This is a genomic window from Bacillus proteolyticus (genome assembly GCF_001884065.1).
Taxonomy (GTDB): domain Bacteria; phylum Bacillota; class Bacilli; order Bacillales; family Bacillaceae_G; genus Bacillus_A; species Bacillus_A proteolyticus.
Genome location: NZ_MACH01000047.1, coordinates 1 through 26,059, shown reverse-complemented (window position 1 = coordinate 26,059; position 26,059 = coordinate 1). Strand labels below are relative to the sequence as shown.

Below are 26,059 nucleotides of genomic sequence, written 5' to 3'. Positions count from 1 at the left end.
CACATTCTGAACGAGCCGCTTCCGCTTTTGATCACATCCAGCTGCGCCTCCTAGCCCCTTCCGTCTAAGAACCTTCCGCACGAGAAAGTAAAAAACACTTTCTGTGCGAAAGAACCTTAGCCTACGGGGCTAAACAGTCGGCTCCGCTTTTGATCACGGGAAACGAGGGAATTGACCGAAGTCCGGACTGCGTTTTTCTTTGAACGCGTCGCGACCTTCTTTTGCTTCGTCAGTTGTGTAGTACAATAACGTTGCGTCTCCAGCTAGTTGTTGAATACCAGCTAGACCGTCTGTGTCTGCGTTGAATGCAGCTTTTAGGAAACGAAGTGCCATTGGGCTGTTTGCTAAAATTTCTTGTGCCCATTGTACTGTTTCTGCTTCAAGTTGTTCTAATGGTACTACTGTGTTTACTAAGCCCATATCAAGCGCTTCTTGTGCACTGTATTGACGACATAGGTACCAAATTTCGCGAGCTTTCTTGTGGCCTACCATACGAGCTAAGTAACCAGCTCCGTATCCACCGTCAAAGCTTCCTACTTTAGGACCTGTTTGTCCGAATACAGCGTTGTCTGCAGCGATTGTTAAGTCACATACGATATGAAGTACGTGTCCTCCACCAATCGCATAACCTGCTACCATTGCGATAACTGGTTTAGGAATTGCGCGAATTAGACGTTGTAAGTCTAATACGTTTAAACGAGGGATTTGGTCGTCACCTACATATCCACCATGACCGCGAACTTTTTGGTCGCCGCCAGAACAGAATGCACGTCCACCTTCACCTGTTAAAATGATAACGCCAACATTTGCATCATCACGAGCGTGTGCAAAAGCATTGATTAACTCCATTACCGTTTTAGGACGGAATGCGTTATGTACTTCAGGGCGGTTAATCGAAATCTTTGCGATACCATTGTATGTTGAATAAATAATATCTTCGTAATTGCCTTCTGTTACCCATTCAATAGCCATTACTATTACCTCCTTGTATATTTCTGATCTCTTCTATAAGTTTGGCTTCCTTCTTAGATGAAAAAAGCATCACTGCATAGTTTTTAGAAATCCCTTTACTATTGTATCAAACTTTTCCGGTTGTTCCACATGAATTGCATGGCCAGCACCATCAATTTTGACAAATTTCGCGTCAAAGACGTATTTTTCGATGTTTTTTAATATGCGAAAGAACTTTTCATCATGCTCCCCGTTCATTAAAAGAACAGGCATTTTTAAGTTTTGTAACTCGTTCCACCATGAAGGCTGAGCCCCTGTTCCCATGCCGCGAAGACTATTTGCAAGTCCTTTAGGGTTATTAGAAAGTCGTTCTTTTCGCACCGCCTCTTTTACGTTTTGTACTAAACGTTTTTGCGTTTCGAACAGCGGAATATTTTCCCACATCGTTACAAAACTTCGGATGCCTTCTTTCTCAATTTTATCGGCAAGTCGCTCATCTTTTTCCTGGCGTTCTTTTCGCTCATCTGCACTCTCAAGTCCAGCTGTACAATTTTCTAATACTAGAGAACGTACATATTCTGGATATAAACATGCCATCGTAATCGCAAGTCTACCTCCCATTGAATAGCCAAGTATATGTGCTTTTTCAATATGAAGATAATCCAGTAGTTCCTTCATTTGCAGTGCCACATTTTGAATATCATAATGTGGCACATCTGCAGGACTTTCCGTTTTTCCGTGTCCAACAATGTCCACTAGAATGACTTGAAACTGCTCGCCCCAAGATGGAATAAAGGAACGCCACGTTTCCATGCTTCCCGTAAAACCATGAAGAAGTAGAAGTGGTTCTCCGCTTCCGACTACTTCATATTCATACGATACACCTTGCAGCGTTACGTTCATTTTGATTCACCTTGCAAAGATGTAGTGATAACGTCCATTGTTTTCGCCCATAATTCACGATGTAATTTCAAGTTTTCATCACGATTCGTACAAATTTCCACAACGTGTAAACCTTTCGCCCTCGTTCCAGTTTGTACTTCTTCTCGGAATTGCCCCCAACCATTTACACGGCTAAATGAACCGCCGTACATTTTGACAACATGCTCGTAATCAAGCCCAATTGGTGTTCCAAATAAGGATTCGAAATGTTCCTTTTTCTCATATTGTGGTAAGAATGAGAAAATACCGCCACCATCATTATTTACAACGACAATCGTTATATTTAACTCATGTAATTTTGCGGCTAATAACCCGTTTAAATCATGATAAAATGATAAATCACCAATTACTAATACGAGTGGATCACAAATAATACTCGCTCCTAAAGCAGTCGAAATGATGCCATCAATACCATTTACACCGCGGTTTGCCATCACTTGAATATTTTTATCCGATGTGAAGAAAAATGAATCTGTATCGCGAATTGGCATACTATTACTCGCAAATAACGTTGCGCCTTCTGGTAATACACGAACAATATCCGTAATGACTTTTCCTTCAAATGCAGTTTCATATGTTTCCATTTCACGAAGCGCTTCCTTCGTTTTTTCGTTTATATGTTTCCACATTCCGAACCAATCATTCTTTTTCATAACTGGCATTTTTTCTATTAGTGCACTGCAAAATGCAATATCACTTGCTTGGACAACTTCTGTCGCAACAAGAGCTGGGTCTCTCCATTCCCCAGATTCATCAACAACGATATGAACGGCTTTCGTTTGTTTTTTGATGAACTGCGTTAATGCTTTCGAAACAGGCATACCGCCAAAGCGTATTAAAACTCGCGGCTTCCACGTTTCCTTTAACAATTCATTTCGTAAAAATGTATCGTAACAATCTATAACCATCGTTTTATCATGATTACCACTACGAATGTTAGAAAGCGGATCTGCTAAAATTGGATATCCTGTTTTCTCAGCTACTTTCGTAACAACTTTTGCGATTTCTGGATGACTGTCGTCTCCACAAATAATAAGCCCCTTTTCCATGTTTGAAAGGCGCCCTACAAGAGAATTTACATATTCACTCGGCATCGTCACATTTCCTTGCTGAACTACTCTTGTATATTCACCACGCCCTTTATCCCATAAACTTTCTAATGAGAAATCCGGGATAAGTGGCTCACGAACTGGAAAATTAAGATGAACAGGTCCTTGCGGCGCTAAACAGGCACTTGCTATCGTACGCTGCGTCGTCATGCGAGCGTAATGATACATCGCTTCACTTGCTTCTGGAAGTGCCATCTCTGTAAATTGCTTCACAAAAGTACCATATAAATTAAACTGATTCATCGCCTGTGGTGCACCTATATCTCTTAATTCATGCGGTCTATCTGCTGTTAAGACGATAAGCGGCACTCTTGAATGAAAAGCTTCACATACAGCTGGATAATAGTTCGCCGCTGCCGTTCCTGACGTACATAATAGTGCAACAGGTCGTTTTTTTGCTTTTGCAATACCAAGCGCAAAAAATCCTGCTGATCTTTCGTCTACATGTAAATATGTTTTCATTCCTTTATGTTGTTCCATTAGTAAGGCAATCGGCGTTGACCGTGAGCCAGGACTAATGACAACATCACATACATTTAGACGCGTCAGTTCATCCACGAACGCGCCTAAATAATATGATAATGCTTCTATATGATTGTTCATTTCATTAATTCCTCCAAAGCACCAAGCATCGGTCTAAACTTCAAACTTGTTTCTTCATATTCAAGCTGCGCTACTGAATCAATTACGATACCGCAGCCGGCAAATAAGGATGCTTTCTCGCCATTTAATAATCCGCAGCGAAGTGCAACCGCAAATTCACCATTTCCTTCATCATCTATAAAGCCAATTGGTGCACCATACAATCCTCTATCTAAAAGCTCTACATCACGGATTAATTTCAATGCCTCATGACGAGGTGTACCACCAAGAGCTGGCGTTGGATGCAATTCTTCTACCATCGCTAAAAGACTTGCATCACCTTTCGCTTCTACTGGTGTATATAAATGGATTAAGTTTTTCGTCGTTAATAAGCCTGGGCTCTCCGGAATATTAACAGATTCACAATGCTCACTTAGCACACCTCGAATCATATTAACTACATAACCGTGTTCAGCCAAATTCTTTTCATCATGAAGAAGCGTCTCACCATTTTGTTTACTTTCTTCTATAGAATTACCATGACCAATTGAACCCGCAAGGCACATCGATGTAAACTTCTCGCCTTCTTTTCGAATCAATCGCTCAGGTGTCGCCCCTAAGAAGCATGCTCCTTTATAATCAAAAGAAAATACGTAACAATCCGGTTGCCCAATGCGAAGCGCTTCTAAAACAAGAGCGGAATCAATATGCTGATCCATCGTCAATTTTAGCTCCCTTGCTAATACAACCTTCTGCACGTTCCCTTGCTTCATTTCATCCTGCACTTTTCCAATCGCATTCATCCAGCCCTTCGGATCAACTTCTACTTTCGAAGTAGTTGTTAGTTTAGCTCCTTCTAGTGCACATTTACTCTCTTGTAAAATTCTTTCTTCTAAAGAAATAATTTCGTTAGAAAGAGTTTCTGCACAATCTTCAGCTGAAACGAACTTATTAATGGTTAACCACGCTTTTTCATTTTTTACAGTTAATAAAAATGCTGGTAGTGAAAATGTGGTATCCTCAAATTCTTTCCAAAGATCTGTTTTTTCTTTTTCTTGGTCAAATGAAAATCCACCAAATAAAAGAGGGCCTGTTCCAAATTCGTATCCTTCTCTTTGTACAAATGCTTTCTCTTTTACTTTATCCCACTCGTCACCAGCAGTTTGAAAGCGTTTGTGAGAAGAGTTTGCTATAGTGAAAACAGAGCCAATTCCAGCAAATATTACATGCTGAGCTGGGTCTGCAAAATAACATCTATTTTCGAATGCAATCCTTTTTCCTGCTGCATAAAACAGAAGTGGATCCACCCAATCTATTTGTTTTACAAAACTAACTAATATTTTTTCATCAGTCGCACGCTTAATGGCTGCAACAAAAACTTCTTGTAAGCCTTTTTGTTTCGTTTGAATCACAATTGTCTCCCCCCTATGGGCGAAAAATAGTCATAATTACGCTTGATTTTAAGATACACCTCAAACGAAAGGCCTGTCAACGTTTAGCATTTCTGAGAAATTCACCTTCTCTTCCTAGAAAATAAACGTTGACACTAAATGATGCTTTTTCTACACTTAATTGTGTACAATATGTGACCTAAGGAGGATTCAACATGGAAATGAACGTCGAAACGAATTCCTCTCCTACGGCGCCAAAGCCAAGTAAACAAACAGGCTGGCGCATTTGGTGGAGTTTATTACGTCCCCATACATTAACAGCAGCTTTCGTTCCTGTTTTCATCGGAACAGCGTATGCGATGCAGGTCGGAGGTATAAATCAAATACATCTCCCTCTTTTCCTTATAATGCTTCTTGCTTGTCTTCTCATTCAAGCAGCAACAAACATGTTTAATGAATACTTTGATTATAAAAGAGGGCTCGATCACGAAGGTTCAGTTGGTATCGGCGGCGCTATCGTTCGCGATGGCATTCAGCCTAAAACAGTACTTAACTTAGCATTTGGATTCTTCGGCATCGCAATACTATTAGGTGTTTATATTTGTATGAATTCTAGCTGGTGGCTTGCTGCAATCGGTCTTGTTTGTATGGCCGTTGCTTACCTTTATACAGGTGGCCCACTTCCAATTGCATATACACCATTTGGAGAATTAACAGCTGGATTATTTATGGGTGTCATTATTATTGGGATTTCATTCTTTATTCAAACTGGAACTGTAACATCAGAAGTCATTTTACTATCTATTCCAAGCTCCATTTTAATTGGTGCGATTTTACTAGCTAATAACATTCGTGACTTGGATGGAGATAAAGAAAACGGTCGTAAAACGTTAGCAATTCTCGTTGGACGCGAAAGAGCCGTTGGTGTACTTGCCTCTATGTTCATCGTATCCTACATTTGGACAATCGCTTTAATCATCGTTAACATCGTATCACCATGGATGCTTATCGTATTTTTAAGTGCACCGAAAGCATTTAAAGCGACGAAAGGCTTTATCGGCAAAAGCATTCCAATGGAAATGGTACCTGCGATGATTTCAACAGCAAAAACAAATACAATTTTCGGTTTCCTAATGGGAATCGGATTATTGCTTGGATATTTCCTATAGAAAGGAGCTGCTTACGCAGCCCCTTTTTTTATATACCAACTTCTAAGCTGAAATTCATCTCATAATTCCCACCTCCAACGCTCATACTATGTAAAGAAACTGAATTGTAGGAAGGTGGACGACTATGTTAACTCCACAACAAATAAATCAATTTAAATCTATTTTAGAAAAACAACAGCAAGAAGTTGAACAAACAATACAAACTCATGAGAATACAGATCGTGCTTCTGAACGTGATTCAGTGGGAGAATTGTCTAGCTATGACAACCATCCAGGTGATATGGCTACAGAATTGTATGAACGTGAGAAAGATTTCGGGCTCATCGAATTTTGGCATAAACAACTAGAAGATACGAAACATGCCTTGCAAAAAATTGAGGCTGGTACGTACGGTATTTGCGAAGTGTCTGGTGAGGAAATTCCGCTTGAAAGATTAGAAGCAATGCCGACTGCTACAACGTGTATACAGCACACTACAAATAAATTGGATATGAACACGCGACCAGTTGAAGAAGAGGTGTTGGCTCCTTCGTTTCATAAGCACGACGAAGATCATTCTGTAGAGTACGATGCTGAAGATGCATGGCAAGACGTCGCAAATTACGGAACGTCTGAAACTCCATCTGATTTAGAAAGACAAGATTCCAAAAACTATAATGGCATGTACGTAAATAGTGAAGAGAATGTAGGCTTCGTTGAGGATTTTGAAAACTTTATTGGTACGGATATGTATGGTAAAAACCCACAAGTTTTCGCTACAGAGGAACATGAAGAATATGAGCAAATGCTTGATGACTTTGAAGAACGTACTTTTAAAGGTGAATTATCTTCAAATGAATCTAGCTCCAAAGAATAAAAAAAGCATTCCGAAATTCGGAATGCTTTTTATCATTAGCTAATTAGTTTTTTGTAACGTTAGCTGCTTGTGGTCCGCGGTTGCCTTCAACGATTTCGAAAGAAACTTCTTGACCTTCTTCTAAAGTTTTGAATCCTTCGCCTTGAATAGCTGAGAAATGTACGAATACGTCTTCTCCGCCTTCAACTTCGATGAAACCGAAACCTTTTTCGCCGTTAAACCATTTAACTTTACCTGTTTGCATGTCATGTACCTCCTAAATAAAAATGAAACTATGAATCCACATGAAAAGGTGGATATAAAGGACATGAATGTATAACAAGCTTACAGCCTTTAATTCAACGTGCTTTATTTCCGTACCACATTATGTAGCTCAATAGTGACTTCACTATATCACGCTCAATCCAAAACGTCAAATGAGAACACTTTCACTCCAGCGTTTTTTATAATCCTAGTATAACCATAAATTCCTATTCTATTTTACTTTTATTTGAAAATTAACAAAACTACAGTTTTCTAATCTCGTTAAATTCTGTACAATATGATTATCTATTACATTGAGGTGAAGAAAATGAAGGCACATGAAATCGAATATAAATTATATGGCGATGATATGCAGTTCGTTGAAATTGAATTGGACCCAGAAGAAAGTGTTATTGCTGAAGCTGGCGCAATGATGATGATGGAAGATCATATTGAAATGGAGACAATCTTCGGCGATGGTTCAGGACCATCTGGCGGCTTATTCGGGAAATTAATGGGCGCTGGTAAACGTCTCGTTACAGGTGAAAGCATGTTTATGACCGTATTTACAAATACAGGTCATGGCAAACGCCACGTATCATTCGCCGCTCCGTATCCAGGAAAAATTATTCCTGTTGATTTAACAGAGTATCAAGGAAAAGTCGTTTGTCAAAAAGACGCATTTCTTTGTGCCGCAAAAGGTGTTTCTATCGGAATCGAGTTTACAAAGAAAATTGGAACTGGTTTCTTCGGTGGTGAAGGTTTCATCATGCAAAAACTTGAAGGTGACGGATTTGCTTTCATGCACGCAGGTGGAACAGTATATAAACGTGAATTGAAACCTGGTGAAAAACTTCGCATTGATACAGGTTGTCTCGTTGCAATGACAAAAGACGTTAACTATGATGTTGAATTCGTTGGAAAAGTAAAAACAGCTCTATTTGGCGGTGAAGGTTTATTCTTCGCAACGTTAGAAGGTCCTGGAACTGTTTGGATTCAGTCTTTAACACTTAGTCGCTTAGCAGCACGCCTTACAAGCCCAGCAGCTCAAAGCAGCGGTGAAGGCAGCGTTTTAGGCGGACTTGGTCGCCTTTTAGATGGGAAAGAATAAATAGAGTCCTTCTGGGACCATAGCCATCAACTTAAGAGAATGAATAAAATGAAAACACCCTTTCATAGTACTGCATGAAAGGGTGTTTTCATTTACGTCTACAAACAACAACAACACGTTGGTTGAGGAGCTACGCATACTAGGTGAAGAATTCCGAAATAAATTTTCCGAATCATCAATCCATGAGGTTAGATAATATGTCCAGACATAATGCTGTCCTCGTTTTTTCTCCATTTTAGTTCACCCCTCATTATTTAGATAAAATCTGCCTTAAACTAACGGGACAGGGTAGTTTAATAAGGTAATATTTGGATCAAGATAGATATAAGTAGAAAAATTAATAAGGTTTACTTCAGTAAAATAAGGTATATTATATTTGTTGAATAGATTCTCTTTAAAGACAAGAAAAGTAGGTGAACAAAGTGGGAAAATATCAATTAGATTACAAAAGTCAGGTAGCTGTGGCAAAGTTTCATGAAAAACAGACGCCTGCCAAATTTGATAAAAAGCAACAACTTGAAAAATTGCGTGCGGAGTATTTGAAAAAGAAGCAAAAACAAACTGATAAATAACATGTTACGTTTTCCCTAATTTTCTGTATATCGTGCAAACAAACACAAGAAAATAGGTAAGTTATTCATCGTTCAAATATATACAGGCTATTTTTTCAAACCTCTTACTTAATGAACTAAAAAAGTCGATTCCTTGAGATGGAAATCGGCTTTTTTTAGTTAGGTGGACTATACAAACCATTTTTAACCATATAACATTCCATCGCTTCATTAAGCCATAACTCTTCTTCCTCATGTTTACAAAAATCATACTCCCTCACGTAACTGTAGGTTCAAGCCTTTTTTCAAAAAGAATGAATCAAGTTCCTCACTGCATATATTGAACTATACCTTTTCTTAAGGAGGGCTTTCTTGATGCGTACTCCTTTATCCTTTGATAAAGATACTGCCATATTATTAGCATCTTGCTGCGATCTAACGTATGAACAATATAAACAAAATGGGATTTTTGAAATACCTGATGGATTCCAATATGCACAAGGCTTTCAAGGGAAAGCGATTCAAACGATGGAATGGTTTGGGTTCATATTAGAATCTGAAGATACGATTATTGTAGCTTTTAGGGGCACACAAACAGATACAGACTGGATTATCGATTCACTCGTCAACCAAAGGCCATACCCATATGCTTTAAACAGTGGAAATGTCCATAACGGCTTCCTTTCTATTTATGAATCTTGCCGAGATTCTATTATGGATATGCTCGTATCATTGCCAGCCCATAAGAAACTTCTTGCAACAGGTCATAGCTTAGGAGGGGCACTCGCTACATTACACATACTAGATGCACGTATAAATACTGCCTTCTCACAGTATGGTCTTTATACATTTGCCTCTCCAAAAGTTGGAGATATCGCCTTTCGAAATTATTATAAACTGCAAGTAGCTAGTAGCTTTCGTTTCGTCAACTTATTCGATGTCGTTCCACTTCTCCCTCCCCGAAACATAAATTTTAATGATCGTGATTGGGAATATGCACACGTTCATCACAACATGACATTTACGAAAAATACAAAATCCATTATAAATAATCATTCCATTACAACATACAAAACATGTCTGACTTCTCATTTTTAAACAGTAAACAATTGGAAATTAAACATTTTTATACTATAATAATCTATGAAATGACTTTCGGATGAGGGGACCTTACATGCTAAAATTTTTCTTTGCACTTTTTCTGATAATAATTTTTTCGTTTACAGGTTTCTTTACATTTTCATACTTTGCGACAGGGGAATATGGTGGAACAGGTATAATATATACGTTCGTGCCTTACCTTTCTTAAGCAAAATAAGTAAAACGAGCTTAATCTCATTAAGCTCGTTTTATTTTTCTACTCAAGCGCATCCCTGTTTTAAAAGTGAATAAATAAAAGCCCCTTCAAAAGGGGCTTTTATCTAAAACAATTTAACAGTATTACCAATTCCCCAAATTTCATTACTGTACTGCAAAATTGTTCGATCACTCGCAAAATGCCCAGATTGTGCAATGTTCAAAATCGACATTTCCAGCCATTTTTGCCTATTTTCATAGGCCCTTCCGACAGCTTCTTGTCTTTCAGCATATGGGCTAAAATCTCGAAGGACGAAGTATTCATCGTTTTGAATAACGAGAGAATCATAAATCGCTTCAAATTCAGCTCCCGACTGTGCAAAGAAACCATTCGTTAACTGATCTACTACTTTTTTAATATGCATATTGTGGTGATAATAATCACTTGCACGATATCCACCATTTTGATAGTAATAAAGAACCTCGTCGGCCGTTAAGCCAAAAATGAAGCAGGCATCATCACCGACCCGGTCTTTTATTTCAATATTAGCTCCATCTAACGTTCCGAGTGTAATTGCACCATTCATCATGAATTTCATGTTACCTGTTCCCGATGCTTCTTTACTCGCAGTTGAAATTTGTTCACTTACATCTGCCGCCGGGAATATATCTTCAGCTAAAGAAACTCGGTAGTTTTCTAGAAAGATAACTTTCATAAACTGACTTACGTACGGATCGTTATTTACTTTTCTTGCAAGCTCATTTATTAATTTAATAATTTTTTTCGCGTAATAATAGCCAGGTGATGCTTTCGCTCCAAAAATAAAAGTACGCGGGTAAAATGAAAATCTAGTATCCTCTTTTAAACGGTTATACAAGTATAAAATATGAAGAACATTTAATAATTGTCGTTTATAGGCATGTAGTCTTTTCACTTGCACATCAAAAATAGAATTTGGATCAATCGTGATCCCCATTTTATTTTGAATGCGCTCCGCTAAAATAATCTTACGCTCTTGTTTTACCCCTGCAAGCTTTTCTTGGAAACTAGCATCATGTTGGAATGTTTGCAGCGCTTGAAGCTTAATCGGTTCTTTCTTCCACTCTGTTCCAATCGCTTCCGAAATAAGATTCGTCAGCTGAGGATTCGCCTTCATTAGCCAGCGCCTATGAGCAATTCCATTCGTTTTATTATTAAACTTATCTGGATAAAATTCATAGAACAATCGCATTTCACGTTGCTTTAAAATTTCTGTGTGGATTTTCGCCACACCGTTAACGCTATGGCTACCAACAATCGCTAAATGAGCCATTTTCACAAGGTCATGCGCAATAATGGCCATGTCCTCAATGCGCTTCCAATCGTACGAATAACGGTCCCAAAGCTCATGACAGAAACGTTCATTAATTTCTTCAATAATCATATAAATTCTCGGTAATAACGGTTTAAAAATGTGAATTGGCCATTTCTCAAGCGCTTCTGATAACGTCGTATGATTCGTATAGGAAATCGTCTGCGTTGTTATGTGCCAAGCTTCTTCCCATGTCAATTTTTCTTCGTCTAATAAAATACGCATAAGTTCTGGAATTGCTAGAACCGGATGTGTATCGTTTATATGAATCGCAATTTTTTCATGTAACTGACGAAGACTACCGTGCCTCTCCCTATGCATACGAACGATATTTTGCAAACTTGCTGATACGAGGAAATACTGTTGTTTTAAACGAAGTATTTTCCCCTCATCATGCGTATCATCTGGATATAAAAACTCCGATACAGCCTCTGTTTCACGCTTATATTTCAAAATATCTTTACAATTTTGTGGGAAAGGAACTGGCTCCGCATTCCAAAGTCTAAGCGTATTTACAGTACTTGTTTCATACCCTACAACTGGTACGTCGTATGGTACTGCCATAATAACTTCTGCATTTGTATGCCTGAACTCTAAACGCCCATCAATTTCTAGCGGTTCAACGTTTCCGAAATAACTTACTTCTACAGCTTGATCATACCTTCTTACTTCCCAAACATTTTCATGAAGAAGCCACTGTTCTGGAAACTCTACTTGATAGCCATCAACAATTTTTTGATCAAACAGGCCATGCTTATAACGAATACCACAGCCATGTCCTGGTAAGTTTAAAGAAGCAAGCGAGTCGAGGAAACAGGCTGCTAATCGTCCAAGTCCACCATTTCCAAGTCCTGCATCTGCTTCAACCTCTTCTAACTCGTGCAAAGAAATTCCAAGTTCAGAAAGCCCCTTTTCACATACATCCCTGATACCTAAGTTTAATATGTTACTTCCAAGCAAACGCCCAAGTAAAAATTCAATGGATAAGTAATACATTTGCTTTTGGTCTCCAGACCGATAACTTTCATTCGTTGTAATCCATTGACTATTCATATACTCACGTACCATATGACCGAGGGTATTATACTGATCACGAGTTGTAGAATCTTTGAAACTTTTCCCATACATCGTTTCTAATTTTTCTAGAAAAGCGGATTTGAAGCTTTCAACATGAGTAAACATTTATTCACCACCTCAATGTTATTCCATGAGACTTTTATACAATTTCTTGTACGCAAGAGCCGATTTCCCCCAACTATAATCTTCAGTCATCGCTTGCTTTACAAGCCTATCCCATACCGGTTTATCTTGATAAAACTCAATTGCACGGAGAACCGTATGTAACATGTCATGTGCATTAAAGTTCGTAAAGCTAAAGCCATTTCCAATTCCAGTTTCTTCATCGTAAGAATGTACAGTATCATTTAATCCACCTGTTTCTCTTACAATTGGAATCGTGCCATATGCTAGTGCAATAAGTTGTCCAAGGCCACACGGTTCAAACAGCGATGGCATTAAAAACAAATCGCTTCCCGCATATACTTGGTGCGCTAACTCTTCATTAAATCCGATATATACTTTTACCTTTTCTGGATACTCGTATGCCATCCATTCAAAGAACTGCTCGTATTCAGAATCTCCTGACCCTAAAATAATACATTGTACATCTTCTTCCATTATTTCACGGAATACAGTACGTACTAGATCAAGCCCCTTTTGCTTCGTTAATCGTGTTACCATCGAAATAACTGGCGTATCTTCTTTTTCTGGCAACCCAAAATAACGCTGCAATGCACGTTTATTTTCATTCTTTCCATCTAATGACTCTGCACTATACTGAGCAGTAATATACGAATCTGTTTCTGGATTATATACGCTCGTATCAATTCCATTTACAATGCCACTAAGCTTATCGTTATTCTTTCGTAACAATCCATCTAACTTCTCACCGAAAAACTCATATTGAATCTCTTCTTTATATGTCGGGCTAACCGCTGTAATTTGGTCAGATGCGATAATACCGCCTTTCATAAAGTTCACGTTTCCATAAAACTCAAGCTGTTCACTATGAAAATATTCATGACCAAGCTCCAGTAAGTCGTACATCACTTCAGCAGGAAATACACCTTGGAACTGCAAGTTATGAATCGTATATACCGTTTTAATATGCTCATATAACGGGTTTTCTTGATACTTTTCACGAAGCAAGAAATTAACCATAGCTGTGTGCCAATCATGGCTATGAAGAACATCTACTTCGAAATCAAGATGCGGAATACACTCTAAAACTGCTTTTGAAAAATAAGAAAAACGCTCCCCATCATCATAATGACCATATAGAGAATCTCTCTTAAAATAATATTCATTATCTATTAAGTAATACGTAATCCCATCCTGCTCACCTTTTAAAATCCCACAATATTGGTTTCTCCATCCAAGAGGAACGTTAATTACTTTATGAAGCGTACATCCTTCTCTTAGCTCTTTCGGGATAAGACTGTAGTTCGGAAGTATAATGCGAACATTCACTCCTAATTTTTTCAATTCTTTTGGGAGCGCTCCTGCCACATCAGCTAGACCTCCGGATTTAATAAATGGTACACATTCTGATACTGCAAATAAAATATTCACCTGTTGTTCCACTGCACGAAAAGCGTATACATCATAAATCGCTCTTCTTACAGCTTCCTCCCTTCAAGTTTTCATGTAGAGTAAAACCATAATTAGTGGGGGCTTTCTAAATCCCCCACTAATTATGTACCTGCTATTTACGAATAACTATTGATTGTACTATTTTGTACACTGCCTTTTTCTACAACATATGGCTCATCAGCACTTCCTTTTAACACTACGCCGTCGCCAAGTTTCACATCTTTATCAATAATAACACCATCTATTATACAATTATCTCCAATTTGGCTCTTTTGCATAATAATACTATTACGAACAATTGAACCTTTTCCAATTTTAACAGAACGGGAGACAACACTATTTTCCACTTCACCTTCAATAATACTGCCGTTTGCAATCATCGTATTTTTCACTACTGCACCCTTCATATAGCGAGTTGGTGGCTCATCTTTTACTTTCGTAAAGATTGGTGCTTCTTTCTTAAATAATTGCTTCCAAATAGAAGGCTGCAAAATTTCTAGACTATGTTTATAGTAACTTTCAATCGAATCAATAATAGCTACATATCCTGTATGCTCATACGTAGCAATATGCAATGATTCCCCGCGCTTTTCTCTCACTACATCAAATAAACTGTATTGCTCCACATCTTTATATGTCTCAAATAAGTCTAGCAGTAATTTTTTCTTTAACACATATGTTTGAAGCGAAACCCCTTCATGACAAACTTCCGTAATATCTGCGGACGTATGTATATGTCGATCTAACACCGCTTGAAAATTTAACGCTGTTACAAGATGGCTATTTGTAATAACAACATACTCTTCTCTGCTTCTTAGAAAATAATCAACATGTCTTCTAAAATGTGCAAAAGATCCAAATTCGTCATGATCGCATTGGCAGTTCGGTGGGAATAAAAACAGTCCATCACGCTTTCTATCTAAATCCCACTGTTTTCCTGAACCGACATGATCCATTAAAGAACGATTTTTATGACTTGTAAAAACCGCTACACTATGAATATTAGAATTCACCATATTTGAAAGCATGAAATCAATGAGTCGGTAACGGCCCCCAAACGGTAACGCCGCTAATGAACGATGCCCTGTTACTTTCTTTAAGGAAGGAAAACTTCCCGTTGCATTAATAATTCCTAACATTTTTTCTCCCATTCATTTCATCCCCCTTTTCTATTTCCCTTCAGCAATTAGTACTACATCGTCAACATTTTTTTCTGGGCGAATTATTGTCCCATCTTCAATAACCATTTCTGAGCCAACAATCGCTCTTTCAATCACAACGTTTTTACCAATCTTTGCCCCAGGCATAACGACAGAATCGATTACCATACTACCTTCTTCTACCGTTACTCCTTGGAATAACACAGAATGCTTCACGTCCCCTTCAATGACGCATCCTTCATTAATAAGTGATTCTTCTACTTTTGCCTGCTGCGCAATATATTGAGGCGGCTCGTTTGGATTCACAGAACAAATGCGCCAATTACGGTCATTTAAATTCAACGATGTTTCATCGCGAAGTAAATCCATATTCGCTTCCCATAAGCTTTTCACCGTTCCAACATCTTTCCAATATCCTTCAAACGGATACGCCATCAGCTTCTTCCCCTCATCTAATAAAAGCGGAAGTACATCTTTTCCGAAATCATTACTAGATTCAGGATTTCTTGCATCCATCTCTAAATATTCTTTTAAAATGGCCCAGTTAAAAATATAAATTCCCATTGATGCAAGATTACTTCTTGGAAATTGCGGTTTTTCTTCAAATTCAACAACTTCCATCTCTTCATTTGTATTCATAATGCCAAAACGACTCGCTTCATCCCATGGCACTTCAATAACAGAAATTGAAACATCTGCTTCTTTCTCAATATGGTAATCTAGCATTTTGCTGTAATCCATTTTATAAATATGATCGCCTGATAAAATAAGGACATATTCTGGTTCATACTGGCTTAAATAGTTTAAGTTTTGATAAATAGCACTTGCCGTACCTGTATACCACTTCACACCTGAAGACTCCGCATAAGGGGGTAACACTGTGACTCCGCCGTTTACGCGGTCTAAATCCCAAGCGCTTCCGATTCCAATATAATTATGCAGTTCTAGAGGTTGATATTGCGTTAAAATCCCAACCGTTTCAATACCAGAGTTTGCACAGTTACTTAACGTAAAATCAATAATGCGATATTTACCACCAAATGGAACAGCTGGCTTAGCTAAATTTTTTGTTAATGCACTTAAACGACTACCTTTTCCCCCTGCTAGTAACATTGCTACGCACTTTTGTTTTTGAGCCATCTTGTTTTTTGCTCCCCTTTCTCGTCTTCACTGGTCGTAAAATGGATACGCCAAATGGTGGAATTGTAATTTCTACATGTGCTGCTTGATTATGATACGGTTCTAGAACCGCCTTGAGACGTTTCTTATTCACTTGCCCCGATCCGCCATATTGCTCAGCATCACTGTTTAAAATTTCGTTATAATACTCGAAATCTGGTACACCTACTTTATAGTTTTCATATGTAGCTTTCGTAAAATTACATACAACAACTAACGCATCTTCTTGCTTATCCCCTTGGCGAATAAACGAGAAAATACTTTGCTCATTATTATTAGCATCAATCCACTGAAACCCTTCAGGTGAATGGTCAAGCTGCCAAAGTGGTTTGGAGCGCTTATACAATGCTATGAGCTCTTTAAAGTAATCATGCATATTACGATGCATTTCAAAATCATGTAAATTCCAATCTAAATCTTCAAGATCTTTCCACTCATCAAATTGGCCAAATTCTCCACCCATAAAGAGTAATTTCTTACCTGGATGAGTAAAGAAATATCCATATAATAAACGGAGTTGGGCGAACTTATCCCAGTACTCTCCCGGCATTTTATTTAATAACGACTTTTTCCCATGAACGACTTCATCATGAGAAAGTGGCAATATGAAGTTTTCAGAGTGAGCATATATTAAAGAGAATGTCATTTTCTCATGAATGTATTTCCGGTACTCCGGTGCACATTCCATATATTTCAGCACGTCATTCATCCAACCCATATTCCATTTATAATTGAATCCAAGTCCACCCTCGTATGTTGGAGCTGTTACAAGCGGCCAAGCTGTTGAATCTTCTGCTGTCATAAGAAACTCTTCATCTTCTGCAAACACAGCTTCATTTAACTCCCGTAAGAAGGAAACAGCGTGTTCATTGCTTTGCTCTTTTCCTTCTTTATTCCAGTACAGCATATTCGCAACTGCATCTACCCTGAAACCATCAATATGGAAATACCTCATCCAAAATAATGCATTTGAAATTAAGAAATTACGTACTTCTCTCTTCCCTAAATCAAAATTAACAGTTCCCCATACCAGGTTTTCTTGTACATCTATATCTTTATATTCATAAGTCGGTGTCCCATCAAACAAATATAAACCGTGAGCATCTTTACAAAAATGCCCCGGCACCCAATCTAAAATGACACCGATTCCATATTTATGACATTCATCGACAAAATACATCAAATCATGTGGCGTGCCGAATCTACTTGTCGCTGCATAATATCCTGTTCCTTGATATCCCCAAGAACGATCATATGGATGCTCAACAAGCGGTATAATTTCAATATGTGTAAATTGATGTTCCACCACATACGGAATGAGCTCCTCGGCCATTCCTCTGTAAGAATACAGAGCGCCATCTTCTTTCTTTTTCCAAGAACCGAAATGTAATTCATAAACTGTCATCGCTTCTTTATAAATCGATTTTTTCTTTCTCTTACGAATCCAGTTTTTATCATTCCATTCATATCCCTCTATATCAAAAACTACAGATGCCGTATTTGGTCTTACTTCTGCATATACTGCGTAAGGATCTGCTTTTAAAATAACGGCACCGTCCATCGTTTCAATCGCATACTTGTATATCTCATTCTCTGCAATATGCGGTACAAACAAAGACCAAATCCCCTCTTCTGTCACTTGTAGCATCTTATGTTGTTCATAATCCCATTCATTAAAATCTCCAACAACACTCATTGCTTTCGCATGAGGAGCCCATACTGTAAATCGTACACCTCGCATCCCATCTTCCGTCACAATATGTGCCCCAAAGATGTTATAACTGTCATAGTACTTTTCTGTATGAAACTCATCTCGTTTCACTTCTTCACAATTTATTACATCCAATATGTTCACCTCACTAAGATGACAGAATTTTTTTACTCTTTATCATTTCTGCGAAAAACTGAAATATCCTTGTTATTTTTTAAAAAATATACGTATTTTTCTTAATTTTGGCTTAAAATATTCACATTTACCATATAAAATATCGAATTTTGACGAATATTCATTGCAAACGCTTCATTTTTTCTTACTATTTCTCACCTTTAATTGTTGCTCAATATTTATTTTATTGGCTTCTCCCTGTTTTTCACGCTATTTTCCACATAAATTACAAACAAAATAATCTGTCATAAAATAATGTTTCTCAACATTTTTTGTCACAAAGTTTCTTGAAATGTAAAATTCATAAGCATATACTTGTTCTCAATAAAGAACATCGAACTTTCGTAAATATAATTCATACTAGAATACTATGTTTATTTTGCGAAAGTTTAATAAAAAATCAAACTAGGGGGCTTTCTTATGTCATTGAAACAAAAAGTAGGAATGGGAGTTGTCACCGCTTCCCTTGGCTTATCACTTACATTTAGTGGTATATTCGCCTATTTCAGCGACTCCGAAACATCGAGTAATTCATTTCAAGCTGGTACGTTAGACCTTTCTATTAACCCAAGTGTAATCGTTAACGTGCAAGATTTAAAACCAGGTGATTTTATTGAAAGAAATTTCAAGCTTGAAAACAAAGGAACATTGGATATTGCAAAAGTAGCACTTGAAACATCCTATGAAGTTACAGATGCAAAACAAAATAATGATGGTGAAGATTTAGGCAATCACATCATCGTCAAATTTTTAGTGAATGATGGAAAGCCATCTAATCCAAACGATGATCATGAAATTTTGTGGGAAACAAAACTATCAGAATTAAAAACTATGAAACCTGAAGATGTAGCTACTTCTCTAGAACGTCATAACTTAATAGATGGTATTAAATCTGGTGAAACGGATTACTTACACGTGCTCTTCTCCTTTGAAGATAACGACCAAGAGCAAAATAAATTCCAGGGTGATTCCTTACAGCTAAACTGGACATTCCATGCAGAGCAAACACCAGGCACGGAGAAATAATTATTAAAATACAAATTATCGGAGGCCTATAAATGAAAAAGAAAAATCGTTTTGTTACCGGAATTGTAACGGCTGGTGTTCTATTTTCAACTGCCCTTCCGTTCAATGTACTTGCTGAAAACCCTATTAACCAAATTGACTCGTCAAACGCTCAGTCTTTACTATCAAAACTTTCTAAAGAACAGCGTCAGGCATTACAAACGTTAGATGCCAATCCTGGTTTTACTATTTCGCCAGATATTAATACGAGTAGTTCTGAGCCAGTAAATATCATTGTAGAATTTCAAACTGCACCAGTAAAAATTAATGAATTGAAACAAAAAGAAAAAGGATTGCAGGCTGCTCCTGAAAATATAAAAGCACGTATTGATCAAGAGCATGAAGAATTCCAAGAAGGATTAAAACGCCTTCACCAATTCAGCCCATCAGTAAAATCAGGGAATTTCCAGTCTGTACAAATTAAACGTTCTTATAAACATGCTATAAATGGGGTTGCTCTAACGTTACCTGCAAATACAGTGGAAGAATTGTTACGAATTGGCGTTGTAAAACGTATTTGGAAAGATTACGAAGTGAAATTAAATTTACCAAAACAAGCGGAGCAAAAAGCACCTCAAAAACTAACAGATAGCATTCCGCAAATCGGGGTAGATAAGTTACATAGCGAAGGTATTACAGGCAAAGGCATTAAAGTTGGAGTATTAGATACAGGTATTGATTACAATCACCCTGACTTAAAAGACGTGTATAAAGGCTATCGCGCAAAATCGGGTGAAGATTCTAGTAAGGTAGACCCAAATTCCGTAAAAGGTTGGGACTTTATTAATAACGATGCAGATCCGATGGAAACAACTTATACAGAGTGGCAACAATCTGGTGCTCCTGAATTTGATGATCGTGGTTCTTCCTTCTACACTGCACATGGTACTCACGTAGCAGGTATCGTTTCTGCTCAAAAGAAAAATAAATCAGATTCAGCAGTAAAAGGTGTTGCACCTGACATTGAACTTTATAACTATCGTGTACTCGGTCCGTACGGAAGTGGAGCTACTTCAGGTATTATCGCTGCAATTGATAAATCTATTTCTGACGGTATGAACGTTATTAACTTATCGTTAGGTGATGATAGTAACAATCCACTTGATCCAACATCTATCGCTGTAAACAACGCGATGCTTTCTGGTGTTGTTACGGTCGTTGCTGCTGGTAACTCTGGTCCAAATCCAGCAACACTCGGATCACCTGGTGCTTCACCATTTGCAATTACGGTTGGGGCAAGTGATAGCTCTATTTCCTTACCAAAACTTTCGGGGCATGTAGGACAGTTACAATTCCCTAATCTCATTTTATTCGGAAAAAATTTCACTGATAAAATAGAAGATTTCAAGGGACAAACTTTACCTATTGAATCTGTAGGAATCGGTACTCCTGACGAGTTTAGTAAAAAAGATGTAAAAGGAAAAATCGCTCTCGTTGCACGTGGTACACTCTCCTTTGATGAAAAAATTGCTAACGCAAAACAAGCAGGTGCAAAAGCAGTTATTATTTATAACAATGTCGATGGAGAAATTCCTTTCTACATTGGTGAAAGCACAAAATATATTCCAGCCTTCCGCCTAACGAAAGAAGACGGTGAAAAACTAAAAGCTCAAATCGAACAAGGTAACACATCTTTTACTTTTAATGAGATCAATTACATTCAAACAGAAGGCGATCACCTTGCAGACTTTAGTTCACGCGGCCCTGTTATATCAAATGATGATATTAAACCAGATATTACAGCTCCTGGTGTTGCTGTGCTTTCAACAGTACCTGAATATATTAACGATCCACAAGAAGGAGAAAATTATGATGTTTCCTATGAGCGTATGCAAGGAACATCTATGGCATCTCCTCATATTGCGGGCCTTTCTGCTCTTATTTTACAAGAACACCCAGAATACTCTCCATTCGATGTAAAAGCGTCTCTCATGAACACGGCTGATGATTTAAAAGAAAAGTATTCCGTATATGAAGTTGGAGCTGGACGAGTAGATGCGTACAACGCTGTTCATACGGAAACAAGTTTTAAAGTGCTAGATACAACAAAAACAGTTGTGAATGATGAAGTAATTGAAGTACCAGAAGAAACCGGATCCATTGCATTCGGGAAGTTTTATCAAAAAGACGGTGAAGCTCTTGAACAAAAACGAAATATAAAAGTGGAAAATCATAATAAACAAGAGAAAAAAGAATTTAAAACAGAAATTTCTTATACACCAGCATCTTCTTCTATTAACGATGCTACCGCAAACGGTGTAAAAGTTTCTGTTCCAGAAACAATTACGCTTGATGCTGGCAAAGCAGATGAAATTGAAGCAAAAATTAATGTTCCAGCCGGTGCAAAGCAAGGCCGATATGAAGGATATATTCATATTACAAATACGAAAAATAAAGAAGAAACATATCAAATTCCATTCTCTATTCGCGTATCAGAGCCTGGTATTGAAAATGTGATATTATCAAGAAAAGCAATTTCAACTGATACATCGAAATTTAATCCATACGGTGAATCATATGTTCACGGGGCATTCCAATTAAATAGCGAACTTGAAACGTTAGATCTTATCGTGAAAGATTCCAAAACAAATAAAGCGCTCGGCTTCATCGGAACATTAAACACAAGTGGACTAAAAACTGATGTGTATTACTACTTAGATTCATTCTTTAACGGAAAAGTGTATCCTTTTACAAATGATCCTGCGAAACCAATTGGTGATGAGAAAATTGACTTACCAGAAGGCGATTATACAATTGAGTTTGTTGGCTATGATAAAGCTGGGAAAGCGCGTGTGAAAAGTGATTATGTCGTAATTGATAATACACCACCAGAAGTGAAATTAACTGGATTAAAACCTGGTATTTATGAATTAAATGAAGAAAACTATACAGTAGAAGACGGTAAAAAAGCACTGTGGATTAAAGGAAATGTGTATGATTCGAACGTTGACTACTTAAAAGGAAAAGGGCTAAATATTACGCAAGAAGCGAATGGAGTTATGTATTATGACTATTCTCCATACTTGCATAAGTTTTTACCTATTAATGCAAATGGTGACTTTAAAGTTGGCATTACTCCTGAATCCTTTAAAGTGGAAGGCCCAATGAACACAGGCGTATATATTTTCGATTATGCAACTGCAGGAGCTGACTATCCAAGCGGTGTAAATAACTATTGGTTTATCCCGCAAGGAGCTCAATATGCGAAAACTAGTTATGATAAAAAAGAAGTATATAAAGGTGATGAATTCACTGTGACGCTAAACGCCAAACATGTGAAACAATTTGTTGCTGGGGAATTTAACCTGAAATTCCTAGAGAAGAACTTCAAATTTGCAAATGCGAAATTGAATCCTGCTTTTGAAAAGCTCCTTTCTGAAAAAGGGGTAACGGCAAAAGTAAATGAACCGAAACTAGAAGCAGGCTCTGTTACGGTTGGCGGTGCTATCGATGATAAAAACTTTGCTGGATTAGATGGTGATTTCCCATTCATTGATGTAACGTTCAAAGTAGAAAACGATGAGTTTTATGAAGCAAATGCTCAATTAGAGTCAGCAGTGTTTGTATACTGGAAACCAGGAGAAACAGAGCCAAATAGAATGCGTGTCCTTCAAGATCAATCATTCTCAGTACTGTCCTTAAACTCACTAGTAGAAGGAAATATTAAACCTGGTGCATTCTTAAATGAACGTGGATATTTAGATGAAAAGTTCGATTATACAAAGCTTGGCGTAAAAGTATATGCGACTGATTCTTACCGTCATAAGTTTGAAGGCTCACTTGATAAATACGGTTACTTTAAACTAAATGGACTACCTGTTAATAAACGCGACTATAACTTATACGTAGAGGTTCCAGGACATTTAACAAGCCGACTAACAACGAAATTAGGTACTGAGAAAGATGGTAAGCTACTTGGCCAATATTATTATGCACGCTTTGATGAAAACCTTGCAGGTGATGTAAATGGTGATAAAGTAATTGATATTAAAGATGCAGAAATTATTGCTAGCAACTATGGGAAAAAAGGACTATCTGTAAAAGACGGCGACCTTAACAAAGATGGCATTGTCGATGAAAAAGATATTCGCTTCGTTGAAAAGAACTTCTTGAAGAAAGGTCCAGATGCAGCTAAATCACAAACGCCTGTTGAAAAATCAAAAAGCGGTACTCTTGCAGATATTTTAAAGAAATTAGGATTAACGCCTAAAAAATAATAAAGTGAAACTTTAATCAGTGGGGGTTTTGTTCATCCCCTACTGATTATTAGCCTTCACCAATCGGGCTTTTACGGGCAGCCCCATCCCCACCTAACTTCTTTGCTTTCGCTGGATTTTGAGGTGGGGGGTCTTACTGCCCGGCAAATAGTGGGATAATAAAGAGCACTCTATATAAAATAGAGTGCTCTTTTCTATAAACGACCCTTATCCAGCAAAAGGGGTATATTGGGGATATACAAGGGAAACCGGAAAAGGAATTTATATTAAATTATATAAAAACTCAGAGGTGGGAAGCAGTTTCCCGCCTCTGAATTATTTAGCAATTATTATAGTACTGGTGCCATTGTTTCTTTTAATACTTTTACAGAATGAGCGAACTTCACTTTTTCTTCTTCGTTTAATTCAAGTTCTACGATTTCACGTACACCTTCGCGGTTAATAACAGCTGGAACACCTACGTAAGCATCTTTCTCACCATATTGGCCTTCAAGGTATGCAGATACAGTTAACACGCTGTTCTCGTTGCTTAAGATTGCTTTAGTTACACGAAGTAGTGACATACCGATTCCGTAGTAAGTTGCACCTTTACGCTCGATGATATGGTAAGCTGCATCGCGTACATTTTCAAAGATTTTATCTAAATCTTCTTGGTTGTATTGTTCGTTGTTCGCTAAGATTGTTTCTAGTTTTTGTACACCTACAGTAGCGTGGCTCCATACTGGAAGTTCAGTGTCACCGTGCTCACCAACGATGTAAGCATGAACGTTACGTGGATCTACATCTAAGTAGTCACCTAACATGTAACGGAAACGAGCAGAGTCTAAAGTAGTACCAGAACCGATTACGCGCTCTTTCGGTAAACCAGATTCTTTCCAAGTTACGTAAGTTAAAATATCAACTGGGTTAGTTGCGATTAAGAAGATTCCATCGAATCCGCTATCCATAATACCGCGAACGATTTGTTTAAAGATCTTTGTATTTTTCTCAACTAAGTCTAAACGAGTTTCGCCTGGCTTTTGTGGTAATCCAGCAGTGATAACAACTAGATCTGCATCTTTACAATCTGCATAGCTACCGCTCCAAACTTTTGTTGCTGCTGGAGAGAATGGTACCGCATGGCTTAAGTCCATTGCTTCTCCTTCTGCTTTTGCTTCATTAACATCTACTAATACGAATTCTTCAGCTACACCTTGGTTGATCATTGAGTAAGCATAACTACAACCTACAGCTCCTGTTCCTACTAATACTACACGATTGATACCTTTTTTCATGTTAATTTCCCCTTTCAATTGTTTACATCTATTTTTTATTATTGTTTAAGTAATTAATTAAAATACTAATTTAATGTTGTTTAACTTCTTTACATTCATATTGTAGCATGGATTATTGTGAATTACTTCACAAATTATGACCTATTTGTGAACTTTTTCACATAGAGTGTAAAGTTATCGTAGCAAGTGTGGAATCAATACCAATTAATGCGTTTTATTTAGATTGTGAAAGATTTTTACCTTAGATTTGTATCGGTAAGTGAAATTATATCGGCGATTTTCTAAATATATCGACTGCAACTCCAAATATATCAGCGATTTTTGCAATATATCGACTTACCGACAAAACCCGACAATGATAACAACATAAAAAAAGCTGTCTTCAGTAGATTCCCTATTGAAAGACAGCTTCTTCTATATTATTTATTTTCCGCCGTTGCTCCTAATACAGCAGCTTTTACGTAATTTTGACCGTTTAATTTTTGAAAATCAGCAGCCGTTCCTGTCACGACAACACCGATAACTTTTACATCTTGTTCATTTGGCTTTGTTTTCTTTCCTCTCAGGTACTCATTTATACGTTTATATTCCTCATAATACTTTCCCTTTTGATCTTATTAATTGAACAGATTCAATCGGAATTTCTTCCATACGCTTTTGCCTTCTCGTTACATCACGATGCCTATTAATCACAACTTGAAATAATCATGTTTTTATATACGTAATTTTCATATTCGGTATAGATAGTAACGCTTTATGTATCGTATCTTGAACGATATCCTCTGTTTCCGCTGGTGCTATCCCAATTTTAAACAAATATCAATAAATACTTTTAGATGTTTCTATAATAACCTTTTCATACTCCATCGCTCTCTCCTTTCTATTAGTTAGACGATTAAAATAGAAAAAAGTATACAAGAAATCCATAAAAAAAAGCAGACTATCCAAAGTCCACTTTTACACAACAAAAAAGAGATAGCAGATTATGCTATCTCTTTTAGTATGACCCGTACGGGATTCGAACCCGTGTTACCGCCGTGAAAGGGCGGTGTCTTAACCACTTGACCAACGGGC

At 37.5% G+C, this 26,059-nt stretch carries 18 protein-coding genes, 1 tRNA gene and 1 pseudogene; 7 read left to right on the top strand and 13 right to left on the bottom strand.

All coding sequences use genetic code 11. The features are described from left to right. Positions 1 to 153 precede the first annotated feature (153 nt). From menB to BAQ49_RS04560, 4 genes are all read right to left on the bottom strand, one after another. A complete protein-coding gene (menB, locus tag BAQ49_RS04575; protein WP_071744350.1) occupies positions 154 to 972 on the bottom strand; it encodes a 1,4-dihydroxy-2-naphthoyl-CoA synthase in 819 nt (272 codons plus the stop codon). Positions 973 to 1,041: 69 nt separating this feature from the next. Next, positions 1,042 to 1,854 (bottom strand): 2-succinyl-6-hydroxy-2,4-cyclohexadiene-1-carboxylate synthase, encoded by an 813-nt coding sequence (gene menH, locus BAQ49_RS04570; protein WP_071744349.1) that lies wholly within the window; start codon positions 1,852 to 1,854, stop codon positions 1,042 to 1,044. Continuing rightward, entirely contained in the window at positions 1,851 to 3,605 is a 1,755-nt protein-coding gene (gene menD, locus BAQ49_RS04565; protein WP_071744348.1) for a 2-succinyl-5-enolpyruvyl-6-hydroxy-3-cyclohexene-1-carboxylic-acid synthase, read from the bottom strand. The genes menH and menD overlap by 4 nt, the downstream gene beginning before the upstream one ends. Further along, positions 3,602 to 4,996, bottom strand: a complete 1,395-nt coding sequence (locus BAQ49_RS04560; protein WP_071744347.1) for an isochorismate synthase — start codon at positions 4,994 to 4,996, stop codon at positions 3,602 to 3,604. The genes menD and BAQ49_RS04560 overlap by 4 nt, the downstream gene beginning before the upstream one ends. A gap of 194 nt (positions 4,997 to 5,190) precedes the next feature. On the opposite strand from BAQ49_RS04560, the gene BAQ49_RS04555 reads away from it, so the two are divergent. Then, positions 5,191 to 6,144, top strand: a complete 954-nt coding sequence (locus BAQ49_RS04555; RefSeq protein WP_000425742.1) for a 1,4-dihydroxy-2-naphthoate polyprenyltransferase — start codon at positions 5,191 to 5,193, stop codon at positions 6,142 to 6,144. Positions 6,145 to 6,268: 124 nt separating this feature from the next. After that, the gene (locus BAQ49_RS04550) at positions 6,269 to 7,000 is read left to right on the top strand and encodes a yteA family sporulation protein (RefSeq protein ID WP_071744346.1); all 732 of its coding nucleotides are present in this window, start codon (positions 6,269 to 6,271) and stop codon (positions 6,998 to 7,000) included. A gap of 43 nt (positions 7,001 to 7,043) precedes the next feature. Here the strand turns inward: BAQ49_RS04550 and cspD are convergent, their stop codons facing one another. Continuing rightward, entirely contained in the window at positions 7,044 to 7,244 is a 201-nt protein-coding gene (gene cspD / locus BAQ49_RS04545; RefSeq protein WP_001193053.1) for a cold-shock protein CspD, read from the bottom strand. 327 nt (positions 7,245 to 7,571) lie between these two features. Between cspD and BAQ49_RS04540 the strand changes: the two genes are divergently transcribed. From BAQ49_RS04540 to BAQ49_RS04525, 3 genes are all read left to right on the top strand, one after another. Then, positions 7,572 to 8,354, top strand: a complete 783-nt coding sequence (locus BAQ49_RS04540; RefSeq protein WP_071744345.1) for a TIGR00266 family protein — start codon at positions 7,572 to 7,574, stop codon at positions 8,352 to 8,354. Between the two features lie 422 nt (positions 8,355 to 8,776). Beyond that, the gene (locus BAQ49_RS32765; RefSeq protein ID WP_000521653.1) at positions 8,777 to 8,926 is read left to right on the top strand and encodes a hypothetical protein; all 150 of its coding nucleotides are present in this window, start codon (positions 8,777 to 8,779) and stop codon (positions 8,924 to 8,926) included. A gap of 354 nt (positions 8,927 to 9,280) precedes the next feature. Next, on the top strand, positions 9,281 to 10,003 hold the full coding sequence (locus tag BAQ49_RS04525) for a lipase family protein (RefSeq protein ID WP_071744343.1): 723 nt from the start codon (positions 9,281 to 9,283) through the stop codon (positions 10,001 to 10,003). A gap of 323 nt (positions 10,004 to 10,326) precedes the next feature. Here the strand turns inward: BAQ49_RS04525 and glgP are convergent, their stop codons facing one another. From glgP to glgB, 5 genes are all read right to left on the bottom strand, one after another. After that, entirely contained in the window at positions 10,327 to 12,735 is a 2,409-nt protein-coding gene (glgP, locus tag BAQ49_RS04520) for a glycogen phosphorylase (RefSeq protein ID WP_071744342.1), read from the bottom strand. Positions 12,736 to 12,753: 18 nt separating this feature from the next. Further along, the gene (glgA, locus tag BAQ49_RS04515) at positions 12,754 to 14,184 is read right to left on the bottom strand and encodes a glycogen synthase GlgA (protein ID WP_071744341.1); all 1,431 of its coding nucleotides are present in this window, start codon (positions 14,182 to 14,184) and stop codon (positions 12,754 to 12,756) included. Between the two features lie 137 nt (positions 14,185 to 14,321). Next, a complete protein-coding gene (gene glgD / locus BAQ49_RS04510) occupies positions 14,322 to 15,356 on the bottom strand; it encodes a glucose-1-phosphate adenylyltransferase subunit GlgD (RefSeq protein WP_071744340.1) in 1,035 nt (344 codons plus the stop codon). Between the two features lie 18 nt (positions 15,357 to 15,374). Next, positions 15,375 to 16,505 (bottom strand): glucose-1-phosphate adenylyltransferase, encoded by a 1,131-nt coding sequence (gene glgC, locus BAQ49_RS04505; RefSeq protein ID WP_071744339.1) that lies wholly within the window; start codon positions 16,503 to 16,505, stop codon positions 15,375 to 15,377. Next, the gene (gene glgB, locus BAQ49_RS04500) at positions 16,453 to 18,390 is read right to left on the bottom strand and encodes a 1,4-alpha-glucan branching protein GlgB (protein ID WP_071744338.1); all 1,938 of its coding nucleotides are present in this window, start codon (positions 18,388 to 18,390) and stop codon (positions 16,453 to 16,455) included. The genes glgC and glgB overlap by 53 nt, the downstream gene beginning before the upstream one ends. Positions 18,391 to 18,849: 459 nt before the next feature. On the opposite strand from glgB, the gene BAQ49_RS04495 reads away from it, so the two are divergent. Both BAQ49_RS04495 and BAQ49_RS04490 read left to right on the top strand, forming a co-directional pair. Continuing rightward, positions 18,850 to 19,455: a CalY family protein gene (locus tag BAQ49_RS04495; protein WP_071744337.1), complete on the top strand. Its 606-nt coding sequence runs from the start codon at positions 18,850 to 18,852 to the stop codon at positions 19,453 to 19,455. A 32-nt stretch (positions 19,456 to 19,487) separates the two neighbouring features. Then, positions 19,488 to 23,711 carry a S8 family serine peptidase gene (locus BAQ49_RS04490; RefSeq protein WP_071744336.1) on the top strand — a complete coding sequence of 1,408 codons (4,224 nt, stop codon included), beginning with the start codon at positions 19,488 to 19,490 and terminating at the stop codon, positions 23,709 to 23,711. Between the two features lie 329 nt (positions 23,712 to 24,040). Here BAQ49_RS04490 and BAQ49_RS04480 read toward each other — a convergent pair whose 3' ends face one another. The 3 genes and pseudogenes from BAQ49_RS04480 to BAQ49_RS04470 all read right to left on the bottom strand — a co-directional run bounded on the left by BAQ49_RS04480 (position 24,041) and on the right by BAQ49_RS04470 (position 26,059). Continuing rightward, positions 24,041 to 24,985, bottom strand: coding sequence for an L-lactate dehydrogenase (locus tag BAQ49_RS04480; RefSeq protein WP_000715333.1), 945 nt, complete (start codon positions 24,983 to 24,985; stop codon positions 24,041 to 24,043). Positions 24,986 to 25,404: 419 nt separating this feature from the next. Beyond that, positions 25,405 to 25,599, bottom strand: a pseudogene (locus BAQ49_RS33425) (anti sigma factor C-terminal domain-containing protein); the annotation flags it as partial. A 389-nt stretch (positions 25,600 to 25,988) separates the two neighbouring features. Further along, positions 25,989 to 26,059: transfer RNA gene (locus tag BAQ49_RS04470), tRNA-Glu, on the bottom strand.

Coding starts and splice junctions, on each gene's coding strand:
- menB (WP_071744350.1), bottom strand. CDS start 972: ATGGCTATTGAATGGGTAACAGAAGGCAATTACGAAGATATTATTTAT.
- menH (WP_071744349.1), bottom strand. CDS start 1,854: ATGAACGTAACGCTGCAAGGTGTATCGTATGAATATGAAGTAGTCGGA.
- menD (WP_071744348.1), bottom strand. CDS start 3,605: ATGAACAATCATATAGAAGCATTATCATATTATTTAGGCGCGTTCGTG.
- BAQ49_RS04555 (WP_000425742.1), top strand. CDS start 5,191: ATGGAAATGAACGTCGAAACGAATTCCTCTCCTACGGCGCCAAAGCCA.
- BAQ49_RS04550 (WP_071744346.1), top strand. CDS start 6,269: ATGTTAACTCCACAACAAATAAATCAATTTAAATCTATTTTAGAAAAA.
- cspD (WP_001193053.1), bottom strand. CDS start 7,244: ATGCAAACAGGTAAAGTTAAATGGTTTAACGGCGAAAAAGGTTTCGGT.
- BAQ49_RS04540 (WP_071744345.1), top strand. CDS start 7,572: ATGAAGGCACATGAAATCGAATATAAATTATATGGCGATGATATGCAG.
- BAQ49_RS04525 (WP_071744343.1), top strand. CDS start 9,281: ATGCGTACTCCTTTATCCTTTGATAAAGATACTGCCATATTATTAGCA.
- glgP (WP_071744342.1), bottom strand. CDS start 12,735: ATGTTTACTCATGTTGAAAGCTTCAAATCCGCTTTTCTAGAAAAATTA.
- glgD (WP_071744340.1), bottom strand. CDS start 15,356: ATGGGAGAAAAAATGTTAGGAATTATTAATGCAACGGGAAGTTTTCCT.
- glgC (WP_071744339.1), bottom strand. CDS start 16,505: ATGGCTCAAAAACAAAAGTGCGTAGCAATGTTACTAGCAGGGGGAAAA.
- BAQ49_RS04495 (WP_071744337.1), top strand. CDS start 18,850: ATGTCATTGAAACAAAAAGTAGGAATGGGAGTTGTCACCGCTTCCCTT.
- BAQ49_RS04490 (WP_071744336.1), top strand. CDS start 19,488: ATGAAAAAGAAAAATCGTTTTGTTACCGGAATTGTAACGGCTGGTGTT.
- BAQ49_RS04480 (WP_000715333.1), bottom strand. CDS start 24,985: ATGAAAAAAGGTATCAATCGTGTAGTATTAGTAGGAACAGGAGCTGTA.